The following is a 17,249-nucleotide window of genomic DNA, read 5'->3' on the forward strand; positions in this document are numbered from 1 at the left end:
ATACTTTGTTCAGTTTTCAAAGGCCTACTGTTTCTCACAGCTATATTAGTATAGCATGTTAATTTAGAAATTGTCAACCACCAATTTAAATGAATAAATATTCATTGGCTGGCAGTTCGTTATCTTAACGACAACTTTATTAGTTTACCTTATCAGCGTTCAACTTTCAAATGCTTTTTTCAAAAAGTTGATGGCTAAACGCTGATACGGTGTTGCTCGTTGACAACAAAAAATAGTTTACCAAGATTTCAGACGGCCGTCAACCCTTTTTTCAAAATCAACGTATATTTATCCATTTTCAAATGCATAAATCGCTCATTTTCCATTCTAAGCAGACATAAAAAGGACTCGCAACGTCACAAACGTCGCAAGTCCTTCCGTTAAAAATTACTTTTTCAGTTCCGGTGCATCCGTTACATAGAGATCTGTATCGGATTTACCGTCATTTTTGGCAAGCACACTCGTCGGCTCTTTCTTTTGCGCCTTCTTCAGGAGTTTCTTCCCATAACTGACTTTATAGTTGTAATCAGCCTTATTGACTTTCTTAAATCCAGCTGGTGTGTAGAAACGCAGCAGGTCTTCGTTGATCACTTTATCTGACAACGATAATTCGGTTGCAACATGGTTGGTCATCTTTTCGACCTTCGTCTTCTCGGCACCGGTTGGGTGGACGACTTTGCCCGTCGAAGTATCATAGTAGGTCGACCCGACCTTCGTATACGTCGGCGAAACAAAGTCCCCATTTCGGAAGGCCACAGTCTGATTGCGATCCGGATTCAGCAAATCTTGTCCGAACTGGATCGTATCATCATCCTTAACCCCTAAGAGATCCATGATTGTTGGCAAGGCATCGATTTCACCACCGTAAGTATGGTTGATACCGCCCTTTAAACCTTCCATATGGATCATGAATGGGACCCGCTGGAACTGGGCATCGTCAAAGTTATTAAAGGACTTCTTGCCTAACAGTTTGGCAACGGCCTTCTTGTGGTTGCCGGAGATTCCGTAATGGTCCCCATAGAAGACGACCATGGTTGATTTATCTAACCCGGTCTTCTTGAGCCAAGTCATGAATTCACCAATCGCCTGATCCAAATAACGAGCCGTCACAACGTAACCATCTACGGTATCATCGCCGGTATTGGTCCGGGCAATCGACGCATTCTTTTTATCCAGCAGATACGGATAATGGTTTGTCAGCGTGATCAGCTTGGCATAGAACGGCTGAGGGAGCTGTTCGAGGTACTTGGACGATTGATCTAAGAAGATCTTATCCTTCATCCCATAGCCGACATTATAGCTCGCCTTGTTCTTGTAATATTCATTGCTGAAGAAATACTGGTAGCCCCATGACTTATACGCATTATCACGGTTCCAGAAACTCGGCACATCCCCATGGAATGCCGCCGTTGTATACCCCATTTGACTCAGCTTAGCTGGTGCCGCCTGGAACGTGTTCGTTGTCCCATCCGTAACCATTGCTGCTCCTTCTGGGAGCCCGAACAAGCTGTTTTCCATCATCATTTCAGCATCGGCCGTTTTACCTTGGCCGACCTGATTAAAGAAATTATCGAAACTGAGGGTATCGCTTTCATGGTAGATCTTATTCAAGTTCGGCGTGACTTCTTTGCCCTTCCACTTGAAGTCAATCAGGAACTGCTGGAAACTTTCCAGATGAATGATAATGACGTTCTTGCCTTTGGCTTTGCCATAATAAGACGCATTATCCCCGACGCGATTATTCTTCAAATAACTCTGGACACTCTTCAAATCGCTCGCATTCGCCTTTTTCTTAATGGCTTCATTCTGCTGCGTCTTAACCCCATCGTAGACAGTGTAGGCATTCAAGCCCAAATATTTGACGATGTAGTTATTATCGAAGGTCCGAGTCAGCAAACCAGAACGGTCTGAATTGGCCATTCCTAAGTTCACCGCAAATAAAAAGACGCCTAATAATTCAATTGCAGTTGCATAGCGCCGTTTGAACGGCCGCATATCCATTTTGATGACATGAAAGGCCAGCAACAAGACCAGCAGAAGGACATCGGCATACACCAGAAAGTCGCTGCCACGTACAATGTTGGCAATACTCTTATCCAAATTGGTCGACGCCGCACCGGACCCCTTGATCAATGTAAAGGTCAGGAAATCGGAAAACTCACGGTAGTACAAAATATTCGCAAACAGCCACGTGGTGTCCAAAAAGTCGATCACTAGCATCACGACATATGACTTGCGACCCCGCAAGAATAAGGCGACCCCGAGCAGAATCAGAATTGTCGGAATCGGGTTGATGGCCAAAATGAGATTCTGCATCCCGCCCTTAACACCTAAATTGAACTTCGTCTTATAGGCATAATAGGTCTTCAGCCAAAACAGAAAAACGGTCAGCAGGAAGAAGCCCATTTTGGTGTTCAGGCCCTGCCGGATCGAATTGCCTATCTTTTTCATGAAAAAATTGCCTCCACATCAATATATAAATTTCTCTAAAGAAAGTTTACCTGCTTCGCAATTAAAAAACAATTGCGCAGCAAATGATTATTAAAAACTTAACCAATCTTTCTCTGTAAAAAAACAACCTATGCGAAAAGAACCACTAAGCTTCCACTTAATGGTTCTCTGGCTAGTCGTCCAATAAATCATAAATTTCCATGGCGATCAGATCGACATCGTCAAATTGAAATTTTTGATGGTTCTCGACTTCTTCTAGTTCGTACGTTTGTGTCTTGCTATCATACGTGACGAGGCCTTTTTCGACGCCGTCCTTTTCAAAACGACGGCTGGACATCTCGCCATCAGCACCATTCTGCATGGCTTCTAATCGTTGAATAATAGCAACTAACTGCGAATTCTTCATGACTAAGCCCCTTTCACACTTCATCTAACAGTTTACCAAAAAACACAGGTGTCTGCATGACAATTCAGAAATAATTTAGGAGTGGTCTGTTTGCGGTGCCTTCCATGGTTTGACCGCCAGTGCCCAGATTCCCATGAACATGCCCAAATAGTAAGTAAAAACACGCCATAAAAGCATCCCTAGGACTAGTTTACTAGCTGACGGGATAAACGTTGCAAATAACGTTTTAAAACTATACTCAGCACCCCCAGAACCGCCTGGAATCGGAAACAGTGAAATAATCATGACAATCATGACATGCATGACTAGGACTCGCACAAAATCAACATTGGTGTACCCTAACGCCAAAATCACAAAATACGGCACACTGTAATAGAAAAGAAGCTGAATCAAAGTCAGCACAGAGGCATAAAACACTTTTTTCTTTTCCCGTTTTAAGTACAGACTTTCTTGGTAAAAACTATCGATCTTGTCATCGAGATTATGCTTGATTTGTTTGGCCCGTTTGTCATTGACGAACCAGCGGACGGGAATAATCAGCCAGCCGACCACTTTTTTGGTGAACTTATAATCGTACATCACTAATAATAACATGGCGATGACTGAAACATGCAGCACAAACCCGAGTGCGATAAATAAGGCCAAGGCGGAGAATTTGGCAGCCACCTGGTCAAAGCCGACAACCATCGTAAAAATAAAGTTGATTAGCACCATACCCTGATAGACGACAAATTTCATCAGGAGCACCGAACTGGCCCGCCCGGCTTCGACGCCGGAGCGCATCAATGCTACCAGCTGCGCCGGCTGACCGCCAGAAGCAAACGGCGTAATGTTATTGAATAGCTGCTCGACTAATGGGACTCGAATTGCATTATGAAAGGGGAAATATTTGGTGCGGCCCTTCAAAAAAATCTGGACGACAAAAGCTTCGAACATCCACGACAGGAGCATGCAAACGAGGGCAATCAGCAACCAGCCGAAATGAAGGTGCACGACATTCTGCCACAACTGCTGCAGATTTAATTTACGGACCTCGAACCAAAAAATGCCGACTCCGAAGAGCAGCATTATGATGAGGGCAATCTTATTCTTGCGTGTCATGAGGCGTTCCCTTCGCCAGCGCCGCCTGCTGGGCATAGAATTGCTGCCAGATTTTGGCTAAACGTGGTTCGGAATAATGAGCGGCGCCGGCCAGCGCCCGCTGCCGCAAATTCGCCAAAGCGGCCGGATTACGGCGGAAACGCCGGATTTGATCGTTCATCGCCGCTTCATCGGCAGCCGGTTGATAATAGCCGGTAATGATGGCCCGGTACAAATCGAGATCTCGCAGCAGAACCGGTGTCCCGCAGCTGAAGGCTTCGAGTACCGACATTGGGAATAATTCATCATAAGATGGCAGCAAAAACAAGTCCGCCATATTGTAATAGTGGATTAAATCTTTACGAGGCACAATATTGGTGAATTTCAAATTCGCTGGTGGATTGGCAATGACTCGTTTAAAGTCGCTGTACCCATCCGTCATCCGGCCAAACGAAAAACCGCCAGCCCAGACGAACTGGATATCGGGATTTTCGACAGCCAGTTTGATGAAATCGGCGACCCCTTTACGTTCCTGAACCTGACCATTGCCAAACACGACAAAATCGCTGGCGCCCAAGCCGAGCTTTTTGCGCATCTGCTGCCGAACCGCTTTTCCTTCAGGATGAAATTCTTTTTTGGCGACAAAATTCGGAATGTAGGTCACTTTTTCACGAGGAATCCCATCAGCCACGAGTTTATCGATGAAACTGGGATTGACAACAACCAGTTCATCCATCCGTTTATAAAACTGGATCACATATTGATAGAACCAGCCCCGAAACGGCTGCGGAATTTTCAGACTGCCTTCCAAGGTTTCCGGCAGGAAATGAACATAGCCGATTTTTCGGCCCCGCCGGTCGGAAAAAGTCGATAAGTAAAACTGCGGATCGATCGTATGGTAATGGCTGACGTCGCTCCGTTCGCCGAAACGATTGACTGTTACTTTGAACTGATCGGGAAAATACTTCTTTAGCAATCCCATCAATTCAACATATGCACTGCCGACGCCTTGACCGGCAACCTTATCGGCGGATGAGAACATATTGATTTTTAACATCTGCGACTCCTTATTCACTAACATTGACAGTATCAAATTTGAGCACATCGTATAAAACCTGTGCATCTTGATAAAATTTGACGATGCGATCACCGAAACAGTCAGCCGAAATTTCATACAGCTTCTGTTTACGGGGCGCCGGATCGTCATAAGCATGCGGATGGTCGAGGTAACGATAAATCTGTCCGATCATCTCATCCTCAGAATCGAACGTCGTGCCCAGCGTCGGATCGGTCAAAAGATCATTCGTATAATCACTCGAATGAACGACAATCTTGATACCGGCGGCGAGCGCTTCGATATAGGTCAGCCCCTGTGATTCAGTATCGCTGGCAGAAACAAATAGATTGGCTGCCTGATAGTAATTGGCCACATCGTCATGATTGACCTCGCCGGTGAAGATGACATGGTCACCTAGTTTCAAATCCTGCGCCTGTTGTTTCAGGTCGTCAATTGCCGGGCCATTGCCGACCACGATCAAAACAAGATCCGGTCGTTTGGCCAATAACTTCGGCATGCTGTCGATTAAAACATTGATCTTTTTTTCATAAGCGACCCGGCTCAGCGATAACAGCACTGGCTGGTCTGGTTTAATATTTAATTCCTTGCGGATATTCCGAGTTGTCGGCTGCGAGAACTTGGTTAAATCGACCCCAGTCGGAATAATCCGAATCGGCGATTTGACACCATACCCGTTTAAAGTGTCGATGACCCGATCGCTCGGTGCCACGACTGCCGTCATGTGGTACAAAAAGGCTCTGCTCATCTGCTTCACATGGTATGGCCGCAGCAAGTGGCCATTCATCACATAATGCAAATAATCCTCATACATCGTATGGTACGTATGCACACAAGGAATCTTGAGATTACGAGCGACAAACTTGCCGATGTAGCCCATCGAAAACTCAGTTTGGGTGTGGACGATATCCAGTTGTAATTCTTTGGCAACCTGGAGTGCATGAAAGAGCCCCCGAACTGCGATGCGCCGATCCGTAAACGAAACGAAGGGCACACTGGCAAACCGGAAGACGTTCGGCTCGACCGTATCCTTGTCTACATGAGGGTCAGTGGTCGTAAAAATATAAACCGCATGCCCCTTTTTTTCTAGATTTTCTTTCAGGGTTTTGATCGAAGTTGCGACCCCACTTACCTGCGGAAAATAAGTGTCTGTGAATATCCCGACATTCACGATATCTCCTCCTTAGCTGCAGATAGCTCACTATGGGTCATTATACGAATAAATAACCTGTTATGCAATTGATAGAACTCCTGCTTTCATAACCATTGTAAGCAAGATTTTTTTGTGAAAACACCGCCTTCCGACCGATTCTTTTCTCAATCGACCGGTCGAAATTGATTGTAACCGCTTTATTTTTATGCTAAGGTGCACTTGACAGATGTAATTATGCAAGGAGGCTCTCGTCATGAACAACAATCAACTCATTTTCCCCAACACTTGGAATTTTCAGCATGGCATTCATGTCTTAGGCAAACAGACTAAATATGCAGCTGACCAGAACGATGTCATGTGCCTAACCAAAACCGTGCCCGGTTTGGAAAAAGGCGAACCAGCGCCGATGCTTGCCCAAATGAAGCAGAATTACCGGATGCCGACTAATTATCATGCGCCTAAATCCGAAGTGATGTCGGACGTTCCGGCACTTCCAGACACTGAGGAAAATAATTATATTATGAAATGGCGTGATCGGATGGGCGTTTTGAGTGCCAATCAGACAATCGGCATCACCGAACAAAAGGTAATCACCGATCAAGGATTGCCAATCACGATTTACACGCCCCCGTTTGCCGATGAAGAATCATTGCCGGCAGTAGTCTATTACCATGGCGGTGCTTTCATCGGCGGTTCAATCTATATTACCGAAGATTTTGTCCGGCTGCTGGCCCAAGTGGCCCATGTCCGGGTCCTGAGCCTCGATTTCCATTATGCGCCCGAATTCAAAGCCCCGACCGTGCTCGACGAAACCTACCACAGCCTGACTTGGATTGCTGCTAATGCGGAACGGCTCAATATCATTCCGGAACAGATTTTTGTTTTCGGAGAGAGCTCCGGCGGCAATATTGCCGCTTCCGTTTCTTATCTGGATCGGCTTAAGAAAACTAATATTGTTCGCGGCCAGGTCATCGCTTATCCAATTGCCACGTTGAATAAGGAACAAACCGATCATTACGACGTGCCGCATCAAACCGGCGCCGGCGTCGGCCCGAACGGTTTGCCAACTTTCGATGACGTTCTGAAATTGATTCAGGATTCCTATCTGGGCAACACGCTTTCAGACAATGACCCCCGTGTTTCGCCGTTAGCGGTGCCGGATGAAATTGCCGCCCAGATGCCTGCTTCATTAGTGATTGCCGATGAATTCGACCCGCTGCGCAAACAAGATTATGCCTATGCTAAGAAATTATCTCAGGCCGGCGTGAACACGCATTACATTTACTATGAAGGCATGGCACATGCCTTTCTCAATTCAGTTGGGATTGTTCCACAGGCAAGTGATTTTGCGATGCAGGCGGCCCGCTGGCTCCATGCTAATCTATAAAACTAATAAAAGACCATGGCATCCGTCATGGTCTTTTATTTGCACCGCTACATGGCAATTTGTTACGGTGAACTTACGAAGTCAAATCAAAGGAGGTCCTGCTATGTCTCTTTTTGCGAACGACCCCATCTTTGGTCTGTTATTGTCACTCTGTGTTTATGCTTGCAGCGAGTGGCTCTATCGCAAATCAAACCGGTTCTTTTTATTTCAGCCGTTATTTTTCGGGATGCTGCTTGGAATCGCCCTGCTCTATCTGATTGCGATCCTCCGTTCTCAGCCTGTTCTCACGCTTTACGAAGCCTTTCGACCTGGGGGCAATTGGCTGTTTTGGCTGGCAACTCCAGCGACAATGGCCTTTGCAATCCCCCTCTACCAACGGAATGATGTCCTCCGCAAGCATTGGCGGACGATTTTAAGCGCTCTGGTGGTTAGTTTATTGATCTCGCTAATCGTTATCTATACGATTTGCCTGGCATTCGGCTTTTCCAAACCGATCACAGGCGCCCTGCTGGTTCAAGCGGCGACAACGGCGATTGCATTGCCAGTAGCGGGTGCAATCGGCGGTTCAGAAGCAATTGCGGCTTTTGCCGTCATTCTTAATTCTGTCATTATTTACGCACTGGGTCACGAACTAATCGAATGGTTCCGGCTCGAGGAAAATCCCTTAGGCGCCGGCCTTGGTTTCGGCCTAGCTGGCAATGCCGTTGGGGCCACCAAAGCCCTCGAAGTCGGTGAAGTCGCCGGAGCTGCCGGCGTCATTTCATTCGTCTTTGGCGGCGTGCTCGTTAACTTATTCGTGCCGCTCTTTGCTCAGCTCGTCAGTCTGTAAGAAAGGAGTTCCCATGCAAAAAGACGCCCCTCTATGGCACCAACTTTTCATCTATACTGTTCTGATTGGAATCAGTGACCTTATCAGCCGCTTGCTCGAACGGCTGATTCCCAGTTTCCCGTTTCCAACGGCGCTGGTCGGACTGATTCTGATGTACGTGCTGCTCGAAATGCAAGTCCTCAAATTACCGCAGGTTGAACGGCTTGGCAATTTTCTGCTGAAATACATCAGCCTCTTTTTCATTCCGTCGGGCATCTCACTCGTCACGGCCCTGCCGGAAATGAAATCAAATGGGCTCGCAATCGTCTTCGTCGTCATTTTCTCAACGGTCTTCATGCTAGTTCTGACGGCAGCCATCACCTGGGGACTGCTCAAATTCAAGGCGTGGCGAAACAATTCCGAAGCCGAAGAAGAAACCGATTAACGCCACAAAAAAAAGACTGATCAGGATGATCAGTCTTTTTAATTATGGAGATGAGGGGGGTTGACGTTATACCCTCTCAGTCGCTATATAATAGGAAATAACATAAAAATGGTACACAAAAACGGTACACACACCAGATTTACATGTGAAAAGGCGGCCTCATCGGTCGCCTTTATTTTTATAGATCATTGATTTCATTTTGAAACGTATTTTTTTGTCGTGTAGTCTTTGACGATTCCTTTTTCTTCTAATCGTAAATTATTCTTGCAGCGTGCATCTTTGATCGCGTCACGCATTTCTTTGTCCACTGACGCTTTCTTTTGTTCACGTAACTTTTTGTAGTATTTTTGAAAATTTCGTTCTTTTTGGTTCTTCTGTTCTTCGAGGGCTTTTAAGCTGTCAGTCATTTCATGATACGCATCACGACGGACGGATTTATCAATTTTGCGATAACTAGCGGCATTATATTTTTGTCAACCACCACTGACTAAAGTCAGTGGCTTGTGAGCCGAAAATCCTTACAGATTTCGAACCACAATTTGCGTAGATAGGGACAACTTATTTGACCAACCAAAATTGTAATCAAACAGCGGCCATTTATACTCGTCGTTATATCTATAATTTCCATTACCATTTGATCTGGGTAACTAAATATCGCAATCAGACTTTTACAACCGAGGCCTTATCTAACGAAATGAAAGCCATCTTGCAGCAAGTTGCAGATAACAATGACATCGTAATCGAAAAGATGGAAGTCATGCCGGATCACATTCATATGCTGATCAGTTTTCCGCCAAGCAAAGCGCCGGCTAGTGCCATTAAGGCGCTCAAAGGACGTAGTGCCTATATTTTTTTACAAAATCATCCAGAAATACGACGTAGCCAATATTGGGGCGGTTATCTTTGGTCGCCAAGTTACTATATGAGTACATTGGGCAATATGAGCAAAGAAGTTGTAGAGAAATATATCAATGACCAAAAATATACAGAAACAAACAAAAAGCCCCATAAAGGGGCTCAATAGTGGCCTATCCATCCCATGACTAAAGTCACAGGATTTCCGGCTAGGCGTCATTAAAAGTTTCAAAACACAATATATAGTGTTTTTTTAAAAAATTACGGCCGAATAACACGTTTGAGAGCGATGCAGACCACAACATGTTGATTATTTGACCTTCTATCTAAATTATGCAATAATTTACTTAATCAAATGAATGGCTGCTTGCAGCCCACTGGGTGAGTACATTATTGTACTTGCCCTTTTATTTATTGAATATCATTTAGTACGGTCGCTTTCCAATTCAATCATCTCATTCAATACTTCACCCGGCGTTAATCCAACCGCCTCGGCCAGCACCATCAGTGTTTTGACTTGAAGTTTGCTAACATCATCGAGCCCATTCGTATACTGCAGCGTGCTAGCGGTAACGCCAGTAAGCTTCGTAACTTTGTACCGTGTCAAGTCATATTTTTTCAAAAATTCGTCTATCAATTTTATCACCTTGTTAGTCTGCGATATATTTAATTTCGACTGGAAGATAGCCTAATTCTTCAAGATCTAAATCAATACCGATATCCATGATCTCAAATTTGGTTCCGGCAGGTACAAGCACTTCACGTTCAGCTTCAACGGCGTCTAATTCTTCAACTTCTTCTTCATTGTTGTAGTCAACTTCATGAACTGGAACTTCGTTAATAACTGTAAATACATAATCAATATTGCGTTTTGTTTCAATAGCAAACTCGCCTTCATTTGACCAAGATTCTGCTTTTTTAGTAGAAATAATTTGCCCTTCTTCTAAATTGAGCTCACTATTAACTGAAATTTGCCGGAAGATTCCTGCAATGTGATTTGTAATTTGTTTAGCAACTTCGTTCTTGTAGTTCATGATTGAATACCCGCTTTCTTTTTGCTTATCTACACTTATTATAATAGTACGGTTTACCGTATTAGTCAAGTAGTCTACTTAACTTTTTTAAATTATTTTTTTGCACACAAAAAAGGCCCACCCTCATAAGAGAGTGAGCCATATTTTCAAAAGAAAATTTAAATAGGCAATCCCGTCACACCGGCGTTTACGCCGTTTTCGTGAGCAAATCAAAAGAAAGCTTCCTGGACGCAATCCGAACGATTTTCTATGCCATGAAGGTATTTTGTTCGGTTTTACAAAATCACGTTGAAATCGCTGATTGGTGCCCAACCGCCGACGTTGACCCACAGGCCGTCAGACTGCTTGCTCTGGCCGACCACCGCAAACACACCGTCCTTGGCCGTGATATCCTTGTCATCGTGGGCAGACTGTGAAGGCGTGTTGCGCAAGCCGATGAGCTGCTTCGCCTGTACATATGTTCCTACGTAGTCGCCGTCGATCGCGCCGTTGTTGAGCTTGACTACTGCGTCAGCGCTGGCGATCCATTGATTGCCACCTAAGCACAAGAAGTTACCCTTGACGGCCGTGATCGCCCATGCCGTGCCCTTTGCGAGGTTCTTGATAACCTTTCCACCGACTGCCGGCTTATCGTAAAGCCGCGCTGCTCGTGTGGTATACGCGATACCGACGCGATTGTACGGTACGACCTGATTCATACTGTCCCACTTCACTTCATCTTCATCTTCCTTCTTCTGTGTCGACCCACCGAGCAAGCGCCCGGTCAGGTCGTAGTTTAAGTCAGTCTGCTGTCCGGCGTAGTAGCCCTTATCGCTGTACTGCCAGACGTCCACACCGTCCATGCCGATATAATTGCCGTAGTTTGCGAGCCAAAAGATCAGGTCTGGGAAAGCCGCACGAATCGCGTTGATGTCCCATAGGCCCCTCATGCCGTAGTAGCTGTAGAAGCCCACACGTGGGAAACCGTTCGCGACGACAGTCTTCAAGAAGGCGATGATAGCGGCTGTGTTGCTGGCCGAATTGCCGGCCTGCTCCTCATAGTCGAGAAAGAGTACGGAACTCGGCCCGAGCCCGTCCGCCTTGGCGTGGGCAGTGAACCAACTTGCTTCACGGACAGCCGTCACGGAGTCGCCGACAAAACGGCTGAAGTGATAGGCGTGGGCTTGCATGTCGTTACGCCACGTCCCTTGTAACTGCGCGGGGGCACTGGGGTTGTGATACGTCGTGCTTTCCGAGATCTTCACGATCACGGCCTTATTGCCGGAACTCGCCACATTTGCGAAGTAAGCGTTGCTTGTCGGCTGAAAGCTGGAAACGTCGATGAGTGGTGTTTTAGCCATTCTGCACCGCCTCCCCTTGCGTTTGCTGGGGAAGAATTGCCCCGTCATCGGCTTGCTGTGAGGCGGGTCCTGGGGCCGCGTTCACTTCTTCGGGTGTGGAATTATCCGAGTAGACCGCGTCCAGTACAGGCGCATTTTGGGCATAAGCCTTCTCGACCACGGCCGATACGTGCTGGGCGTCGACCGTGATTTTATGATCGTCAGCTTGCTGTCGAACTGCTTGCACAGCAATGGTCTTCTTTTCCAAGCCCGTCCCACCTTGGCGCTGTGCGGCGTAGACTGCGGTGTCGGCCCACTGCTCGATGAGCTTGTAGCTCGCCACCGTTTTCGCGTCCTTTTCAGTTTTGATACGCGCCTCAAGCCACGGTCGGATGCCCGTGGTATAGATATAGACAAGCAAGCCCAGCGTGAAGACTAGGCCGCCGCCGCTGATAAAGTCACTGATCCATTTTTGCATTTTTTAACTCCTCGATTCTTTTTCTCAAATCGTCATTTTCCTTGCGAAGCCGGTCATTATCGGCCGACACTTTGTCGTACAAGTCCATCGCCTCGTCGTGCTTTGTCTTCTGTTTGCTAAGTCGATAGCTCAAGAAAGACACGACTGCGGCGATGATTGCGGCCAAGTATGGTACGTATGCAACTACGATCTTAGTCGTCATGTCGTGTATCACTCCTCTGTGCCATGATCAGCACGAAGGCTGTGATAATCGCGTTTGAGATCCAGCTATGATACATGCCCGTCACAGCCCAGATCATGAATTGGTATACCGTCAGAAACGCCATGATACCGGCACTTGCGATGAGTAGGTACCGATTCCAGCGGATCGACCGGCCGTCGTCAAGCACCCACACAAGCAGTGCCGCACCGACTGTCATGACAAGTGCTCCCCAAACGTCATCATTAGCGAGGTCGACTGCATAAGGCGGCCAAATAAAAAAGCGATCGTTAGCTACAAGCCATAGTCCGATCGCGATCAAACCCACGCCCAGCGCCGTGTGGTTCGGATGCAATTTAATTTTCGAAATCATGTCTTCACTTCCTTTTTCGTCTCATTTCGCTCGTCTCTGTCTATCTAGCTAACCCAACGCCGCTACGCGCTTATCCAAGTTGTCCATACGCTCCTTGATGTTTCGCATGGTTTGTTGGTATGAAATCGTGTCATACGAGGTCTTATCAGGCCAACGCGCATGGTCTGCTTCGTAATTCTCCTCACCAACCGAGTTCACGAAGTCGCGGAACTTTCCTTGAATATTTTTTGTGGTCAGGATCCCATCGGTCTTGAGCTCGGAATATCTAGCTTTAACGCGTTCCGGAAAGAGCTTCACAATGCGGTTCAGAAGGTTACTCTGCGACTTACCAAGGTAATCGGCAGCGTTGTCCGTCGGATTATTCCCCAGCCAGCCGCTTCCCCACGAGATGTCAAGATCGTAATTTAATGCGTGGAACTTTTTCCCGTCGTAAGTGACATGGATAATATTTTTTGCTTGCTCATCGGCTAACCCGGCAGCTTCCATGATGAGCTGCCAGTCGATCGCAGAATCCACATCGTAGTAATCTTCGATACCGGCTTTGAAATCGGAATCATTCGACTCGTGCACAAACTTCAACATCGCATTGACGCTTGTAGTCATCTCATCAGTCACATCCCCGTCAGACTCAAGTGAGAAATCAGCCGTAGAGTCGTCAGAATCGATGCGTGCACTGCTTGAGTTAAAGCAGTTAGCGGCTGTCGTATTCCAGCCTTCAATCGCGAATTGTTTGGGGTCATCCTCATCGATCCCAAAAAGTACATCACTCTTAGACGTGTTGAAGGTGCCTAGACCGTAGAAGAGCCCGTTAAGCATGATGATGACCGGGAAGCCTTGCACTTGACCGTAGTTCGGTGCGGCGGCAAGATGACTATCGAGGCTCTTCCGAGCTGCTGTCATCTCACGTACAAGGTCAGCGACAATCAGATTCCGCGCCGCCTGCGGCTGGATCCAGTTGACCTTCAGATTAAACTCATTTTCGGGTACATAAGTCGGCGATGGCACGATCTTCATCTTGCTATCACCATCAGAGTCGGAGTAAAGCTTGAGCTTGAAGTTTTTTTCCGGAAAGCGCGTTGAGCTGTCGCCCTGCCAATTGGTTTTGGAGTACCCTGCGATTGTCCGCGTGTGATCCTGATACTTGAAACCCATCATGACCTTGTTATCAGCCGTCATGCTGTCGAAGTCTCCTTGCAGGCTCACGACCGGAAGCCGCTGCTTATCAAGTGAAGCATCTACGGCCGAGTCGTCGTAAAGAGTTCCACGGATCTCCTGAATCCAGAAGTGGACCCCAGCAGTCGCATGGTTATCAGGATTAATGATAAGTGTCACATGATCAACCGCACCGCTAGCGAAGCCTTGCGACCGTGGGCTTGGAATTTTAATGCCTTTGATAAGCGTCTGGCCACCCGTAACCGGGACGCTCCCAAGATAAATCGTCTTGAGCGATTCTTGTGTCCCACTAGCGTCATAGCTGTCGTAGCGTGCAGATAGAAGAAGCCGAGTTGCCAGCGGTGCGGAATTGATAAATTTAAAATCCACCGTAGCGTCATGGGTATACGCGACCAGATCAGACTGATAGCCATACCATGCCCCACGCCATGAAGCATGCGTGACATCATCGGTAAACTCATCCGCAGCCGTGCCATTGAAGGATGACTTACCGTAGCGAAGTCCAAAGCTACTTGGGATAAGATGAAGATCGGTGGTGGCAAGCGTCTGTGGGCTCATCTGCTCAAATGATCCGTGGACGTTCGAGATCAAGAAGTCGAGGTCCTTATCGGAGCGATTGCTTGGATTTAGAATGATTGTCACTGTCGATACACCAGTCAGGCCTTGCGAATCGGGGCTCGGCACCGTCAGACCGCGGACCCCATTTCTCAACATCAAGTCAGTCTTGACGGTCGCAAGCGAGATTGACATCGTCTGCTTCTGGCCAGAGGTGTCGAGCCACTCATACCGGGCAGTCACCAAGAAGGACTTTGTCTTTAAGTTCTTTGGTACGACATCGAATCCGATCTTAGCACTCATACTGCTATCCTTGATACGATAATGGTACCATGCACCTTGCCAATCCTGGGAGTTCATCGGATCGGATTTAAACTCTACCCAAGGGTCGCCGCCCCAGCTTGCTACCGAGCGTGTCATACCTAGTGAGCCCACCATGTCAAGATTGTAATTGCCTGAAAGGTCACTGAGTGCAAAGATGTTGTCCGAGTGTCTGGCATCTATCTCACTGAGATTTGAGATCTTCCACTCGGTCACTTGCATGTAGAAGTGGTCCGCCTTGGAAGTCACTAGCTCGATGTGTGCGCTTGTCACGGGAGCAGTAATCCCGACGCTTTTAGCAGACGGGATCACATAGTCTAGTCGCGTGGTATAAGCACCTAGGTGTACCTTATCAATCACTAAGCTTTGTGATCCAGCCGCTGTAGTGTAAACAACGACAAGACTATAGTCGGACTCACCGGCTACACTAGACCGTACAAGCCCCGTAAGATGCTTGTTAAGATACTGGTTGCCATCCTTTTCAGAATCGAAGTATGTCCGTGATCCCTTCCAAGGCGTGGTTTCATCGCCTGTAAAACTGACCCAATTCTTGCCCCAGCTGTTGGGGAGAAGCGCTGCTGTTTCTACGCTCGATAAATTCGCTGCATATGGTCCAAAGCTATATCCACGCTTGAGATCTGCGTTTTTAATCAAGCTGTTGTTGGACAGCTCACTATCTGGGCTTTGATCAACGTCATTTTCTGGAATGACTTTGGCACGGGCTCCAGTCACCTTGAAATCCACACCGTCATTGCGATCACTCCAAATATTATAGTGCGCAGAAGCAATCATGCTCTGATCCGCACCAAGCTGTGACGCGCTTGGTGCCACTAAGCTGATGTTGGTATTCAAATTGTATGATGCCGTGAAAGCACTGACATTCTTTGCAATTTTGGTTCCGTCAGTCAAATCGAAAACGACATCGACTCGGTACTGATTTTCCCCAGGTTCATAGCTGCGCAAGATAAAGTCAAGAGAGGCCGGGATCCAGTAGCGCTCCGAGTGGTTTCCGGACAAATCATAATCGAGCCGAACGCCTTTGTAGTCGCTTGTGTTGTCTGTACCTCGTACGCGGACCCAGTTGTATCCGTCCTGCTCCTTGACATAGCTAAGAGCGACGTTAGAGCTTATGATCGGCTTGTAGGGATCAGTCTGTCCGGCGATGCGAAGGCCCGAATTGTTGAAGAAATTTTCCTGATCAAGTCCGTACTCGTAGGCATCTTCCTTCTGCTGTTCTCCAAATCCCAGGCCACCAAGATCACTCCAAGTCTTGTCTTTCGTGTTCCAGGCATATAGGTGATTTGTGTCAGTTGTGGTATACAGTCCATTTCCACCGTTCGGAAGTGCAGCCTGTAATGCAGCGGCAGAATCATATGAGCCATTGAGCTGCAACGTGCCTGCTGCTTCTAAACCGGATTTAAGTTGGTCTTGAACTTCTTGTGATAATTTATCAAAGTCGCCATGACCGACAAAATCAATTGCGTTCAATTGGCCTTGAATCTTTCCGGCTTGATCAGTCAAAGAAACCATTTGATTTTTTAGTGGACCAATTTCATTGCTGTAGTCATCTTTGATTTCCTGAATCGTAGCCGCTTTATCTTGCTTGGCTTGATCTATGAACGCCTGCCAATCGGACCGATACGGTGCCGTGTCGATATACATATTCGCCCCATCGCCTTCGACTTTGAAAGTCACATCGGCGGTAGTATAACGCCGTCCGGTTTGATCATTCATGAGACCAAAGTGGCCCACGAAAACGCCAGTGGTTGGAAAGAAAGCTGCGGGAAGGCGCAGACATGCAAGGCCGCCTTCTTGAATGTCGCTGGTCTTTCCATACCAAGTCGTTTTATATGAGTTACCGTTGTTAAGATTATTAACTTCATCAGGAGTACCAGTATTTCCTTCTACGAATGGATAGAAGCCATTCACATTGCTGACTGGGACGTAATTCTTGTAATAGCGAATCATGAGCGGCGTTTCGTTGTCACCCTGACGTGCATTATAGTAATCGCTGATGTCGTGTATTGTTGCACCATCCGTGAGTTGTTTATAAATATCAACCGGAATGATGTGATTGTTATAGTCGGCTCGATAGGCCGGATTAACTACTGCCATTTTCGTTCTCCTTCCATTAAAA

General features: G+C 46.9%; 16 protein-coding genes. 4 read left to right on the forward strand and 12 right to left on the reverse strand.

The window, feature by feature from the left end:
* Positions 1-387 precede the first annotated feature (387 nt).
* The 5 genes from IV40_RS08695 to IV40_RS08715 form a co-directional block, all read right to left on the reverse strand.
* Positions 388-2,451, reverse strand: coding sequence for an LTA synthase family protein (locus IV40_RS08695; RefSeq protein ID WP_057770685.1), 2,064 nt, complete (start codon positions 2,449-2,451; stop codon positions 388-390).
* A gap of 172 nt (positions 2,452-2,623) precedes the next feature.
* On the reverse strand, positions 2,624-2,857 hold the full coding sequence (locus tag IV40_RS08700) for a YkuJ family protein (RefSeq protein ID WP_057770687.1): 234 nt from the start codon (positions 2,855-2,857) through the stop codon (positions 2,624-2,626).
* Positions 2,858-2,932: 75 nt separating this feature from the next.
* Entirely contained in the window at positions 2,933-3,958 is a 1,026-nt protein-coding gene (locus IV40_RS08705) for a lysylphosphatidylglycerol synthase transmembrane domain-containing protein (RefSeq protein ID WP_057770689.1), read from the reverse strand.
* Positions 3,942-4,994 (reverse strand): glycosyltransferase family 4 protein, encoded by a 1,053-nt coding sequence (locus IV40_RS08710; RefSeq protein WP_057770690.1) that lies wholly within the window; start codon positions 4,992-4,994, stop codon positions 3,942-3,944. The genes IV40_RS08705 and IV40_RS08710 overlap by 17 nt, the downstream gene beginning before the upstream one ends.
* Before the next feature lie 10 nt (positions 4,995-5,004).
* The gene (locus tag IV40_RS08715) at positions 5,005-6,183 is read right to left on the reverse strand and encodes a glycosyltransferase family 4 protein (RefSeq protein WP_057770691.1); all 1,179 of its coding nucleotides are present in this window, start codon (positions 6,181-6,183) and stop codon (positions 5,005-5,007) included.
* Between the two features lie 235 nt (positions 6,184-6,418).
* Between IV40_RS08715 and IV40_RS08720 the strand changes: the two genes are divergently transcribed.
* The 4 genes from IV40_RS08720 to tnpA all read left to right on the forward strand — a co-directional run bounded on the left by IV40_RS08720 (position 6,419) and on the right by tnpA (position 9,829).
* On the forward strand, positions 6,419-7,552 hold the full coding sequence (locus tag IV40_RS08720; protein WP_057770692.1) for an alpha/beta hydrolase: 1,134 nt from the start codon (positions 6,419-6,421) through the stop codon (positions 7,550-7,552).
* 103 nt (positions 7,553-7,655) lie between these two features.
* The gene (locus IV40_RS08725) at positions 7,656-8,381 is read left to right on the forward strand and encodes an LrgB family protein (protein WP_057770693.1); all 726 of its coding nucleotides are present in this window, start codon (positions 7,656-7,658) and stop codon (positions 8,379-8,381) included.
* Between the two features lie 13 nt (positions 8,382-8,394).
* Positions 8,395-8,805 carry a CidA/LrgA family protein gene (locus tag IV40_RS08730; RefSeq protein ID WP_057770694.1) on the forward strand — a complete coding sequence of 137 codons (411 nt, stop codon included), beginning with the start codon at positions 8,395-8,397 and terminating at the stop codon, positions 8,803-8,805.
* Between the two features lie 562 nt (positions 8,806-9,367).
* Complete coding sequence (gene tnpA / locus IV40_RS08740; RefSeq protein ID WP_057770696.1) at positions 9,368-9,829, forward strand: IS200/IS605 family transposase; 462 nt, start codon at positions 9,368-9,370, stop codon at positions 9,827-9,829.
* 252 nt (positions 9,830-10,081) lie between these two features.
* On the opposite strand, the gene IV40_RS08745 is transcribed toward tnpA, so the two are convergent.
* The 7 genes from IV40_RS08745 to IV40_RS08775 form a co-directional block, all read right to left on the reverse strand.
* Complete coding sequence (locus tag IV40_RS08745; RefSeq protein ID WP_057770698.1) at positions 10,082-10,297, reverse strand: helix-turn-helix domain-containing protein; 216 nt, start codon at positions 10,295-10,297, stop codon at positions 10,082-10,084.
* A gap of 13 nt (positions 10,298-10,310) precedes the next feature.
* Complete coding sequence (locus IV40_RS08750) at positions 10,311-10,694, reverse strand: hypothetical protein (RefSeq protein ID WP_057770700.1); 384 nt, start codon at positions 10,692-10,694, stop codon at positions 10,311-10,313.
* A 275-nt stretch (positions 10,695-10,969) separates the two neighbouring features.
* Entirely contained in the window at positions 10,970-12,034 is a 1,065-nt protein-coding gene (locus IV40_RS08755) for a GH25 family lysozyme (protein WP_057770701.1), read from the reverse strand.
* Positions 12,027-12,491 carry a phage holin gene (locus tag IV40_RS08760; protein WP_057770703.1) on the reverse strand — a complete coding sequence of 155 codons (465 nt, stop codon included), beginning with the start codon at positions 12,489-12,491 and terminating at the stop codon, positions 12,027-12,029. The genes IV40_RS08755 and IV40_RS08760 overlap by 8 nt, the downstream gene beginning before the upstream one ends.
* Positions 12,472-12,693, reverse strand: coding sequence for a hypothetical protein (locus IV40_RS08765; protein WP_057770705.1), 222 nt, complete (start codon positions 12,691-12,693; stop codon positions 12,472-12,474). The genes IV40_RS08760 and IV40_RS08765 overlap by 20 nt, the downstream gene beginning before the upstream one ends.
* Positions 12,683-13,063 (reverse strand): hypothetical protein, encoded by a 381-nt coding sequence (locus tag IV40_RS08770; RefSeq protein ID WP_057770707.1) that lies wholly within the window; start codon positions 13,061-13,063, stop codon positions 12,683-12,685. Before IV40_RS08770 ends, IV40_RS08765 begins: the two co-directional genes overlap by 11 nt.
* A gap of 48 nt (positions 13,064-13,111) precedes the next feature.
* Complete coding sequence (locus IV40_RS08775) at positions 13,112-17,227, reverse strand: CotH kinase family protein (RefSeq protein ID WP_057770709.1); 4,116 nt, start codon at positions 17,225-17,227, stop codon at positions 13,112-13,114.
* Positions 17,228-17,249: the final 22 nt, after the last annotated feature.

It is taken from the genome of Lactobacillus selangorensis (assembly GCF_001437205.1).
GTDB classification, from domain to species: Bacteria; Bacillota; Bacilli; order Lactobacillales; family Lactobacillaceae; genus Paralactobacillus; species Paralactobacillus selangorensis.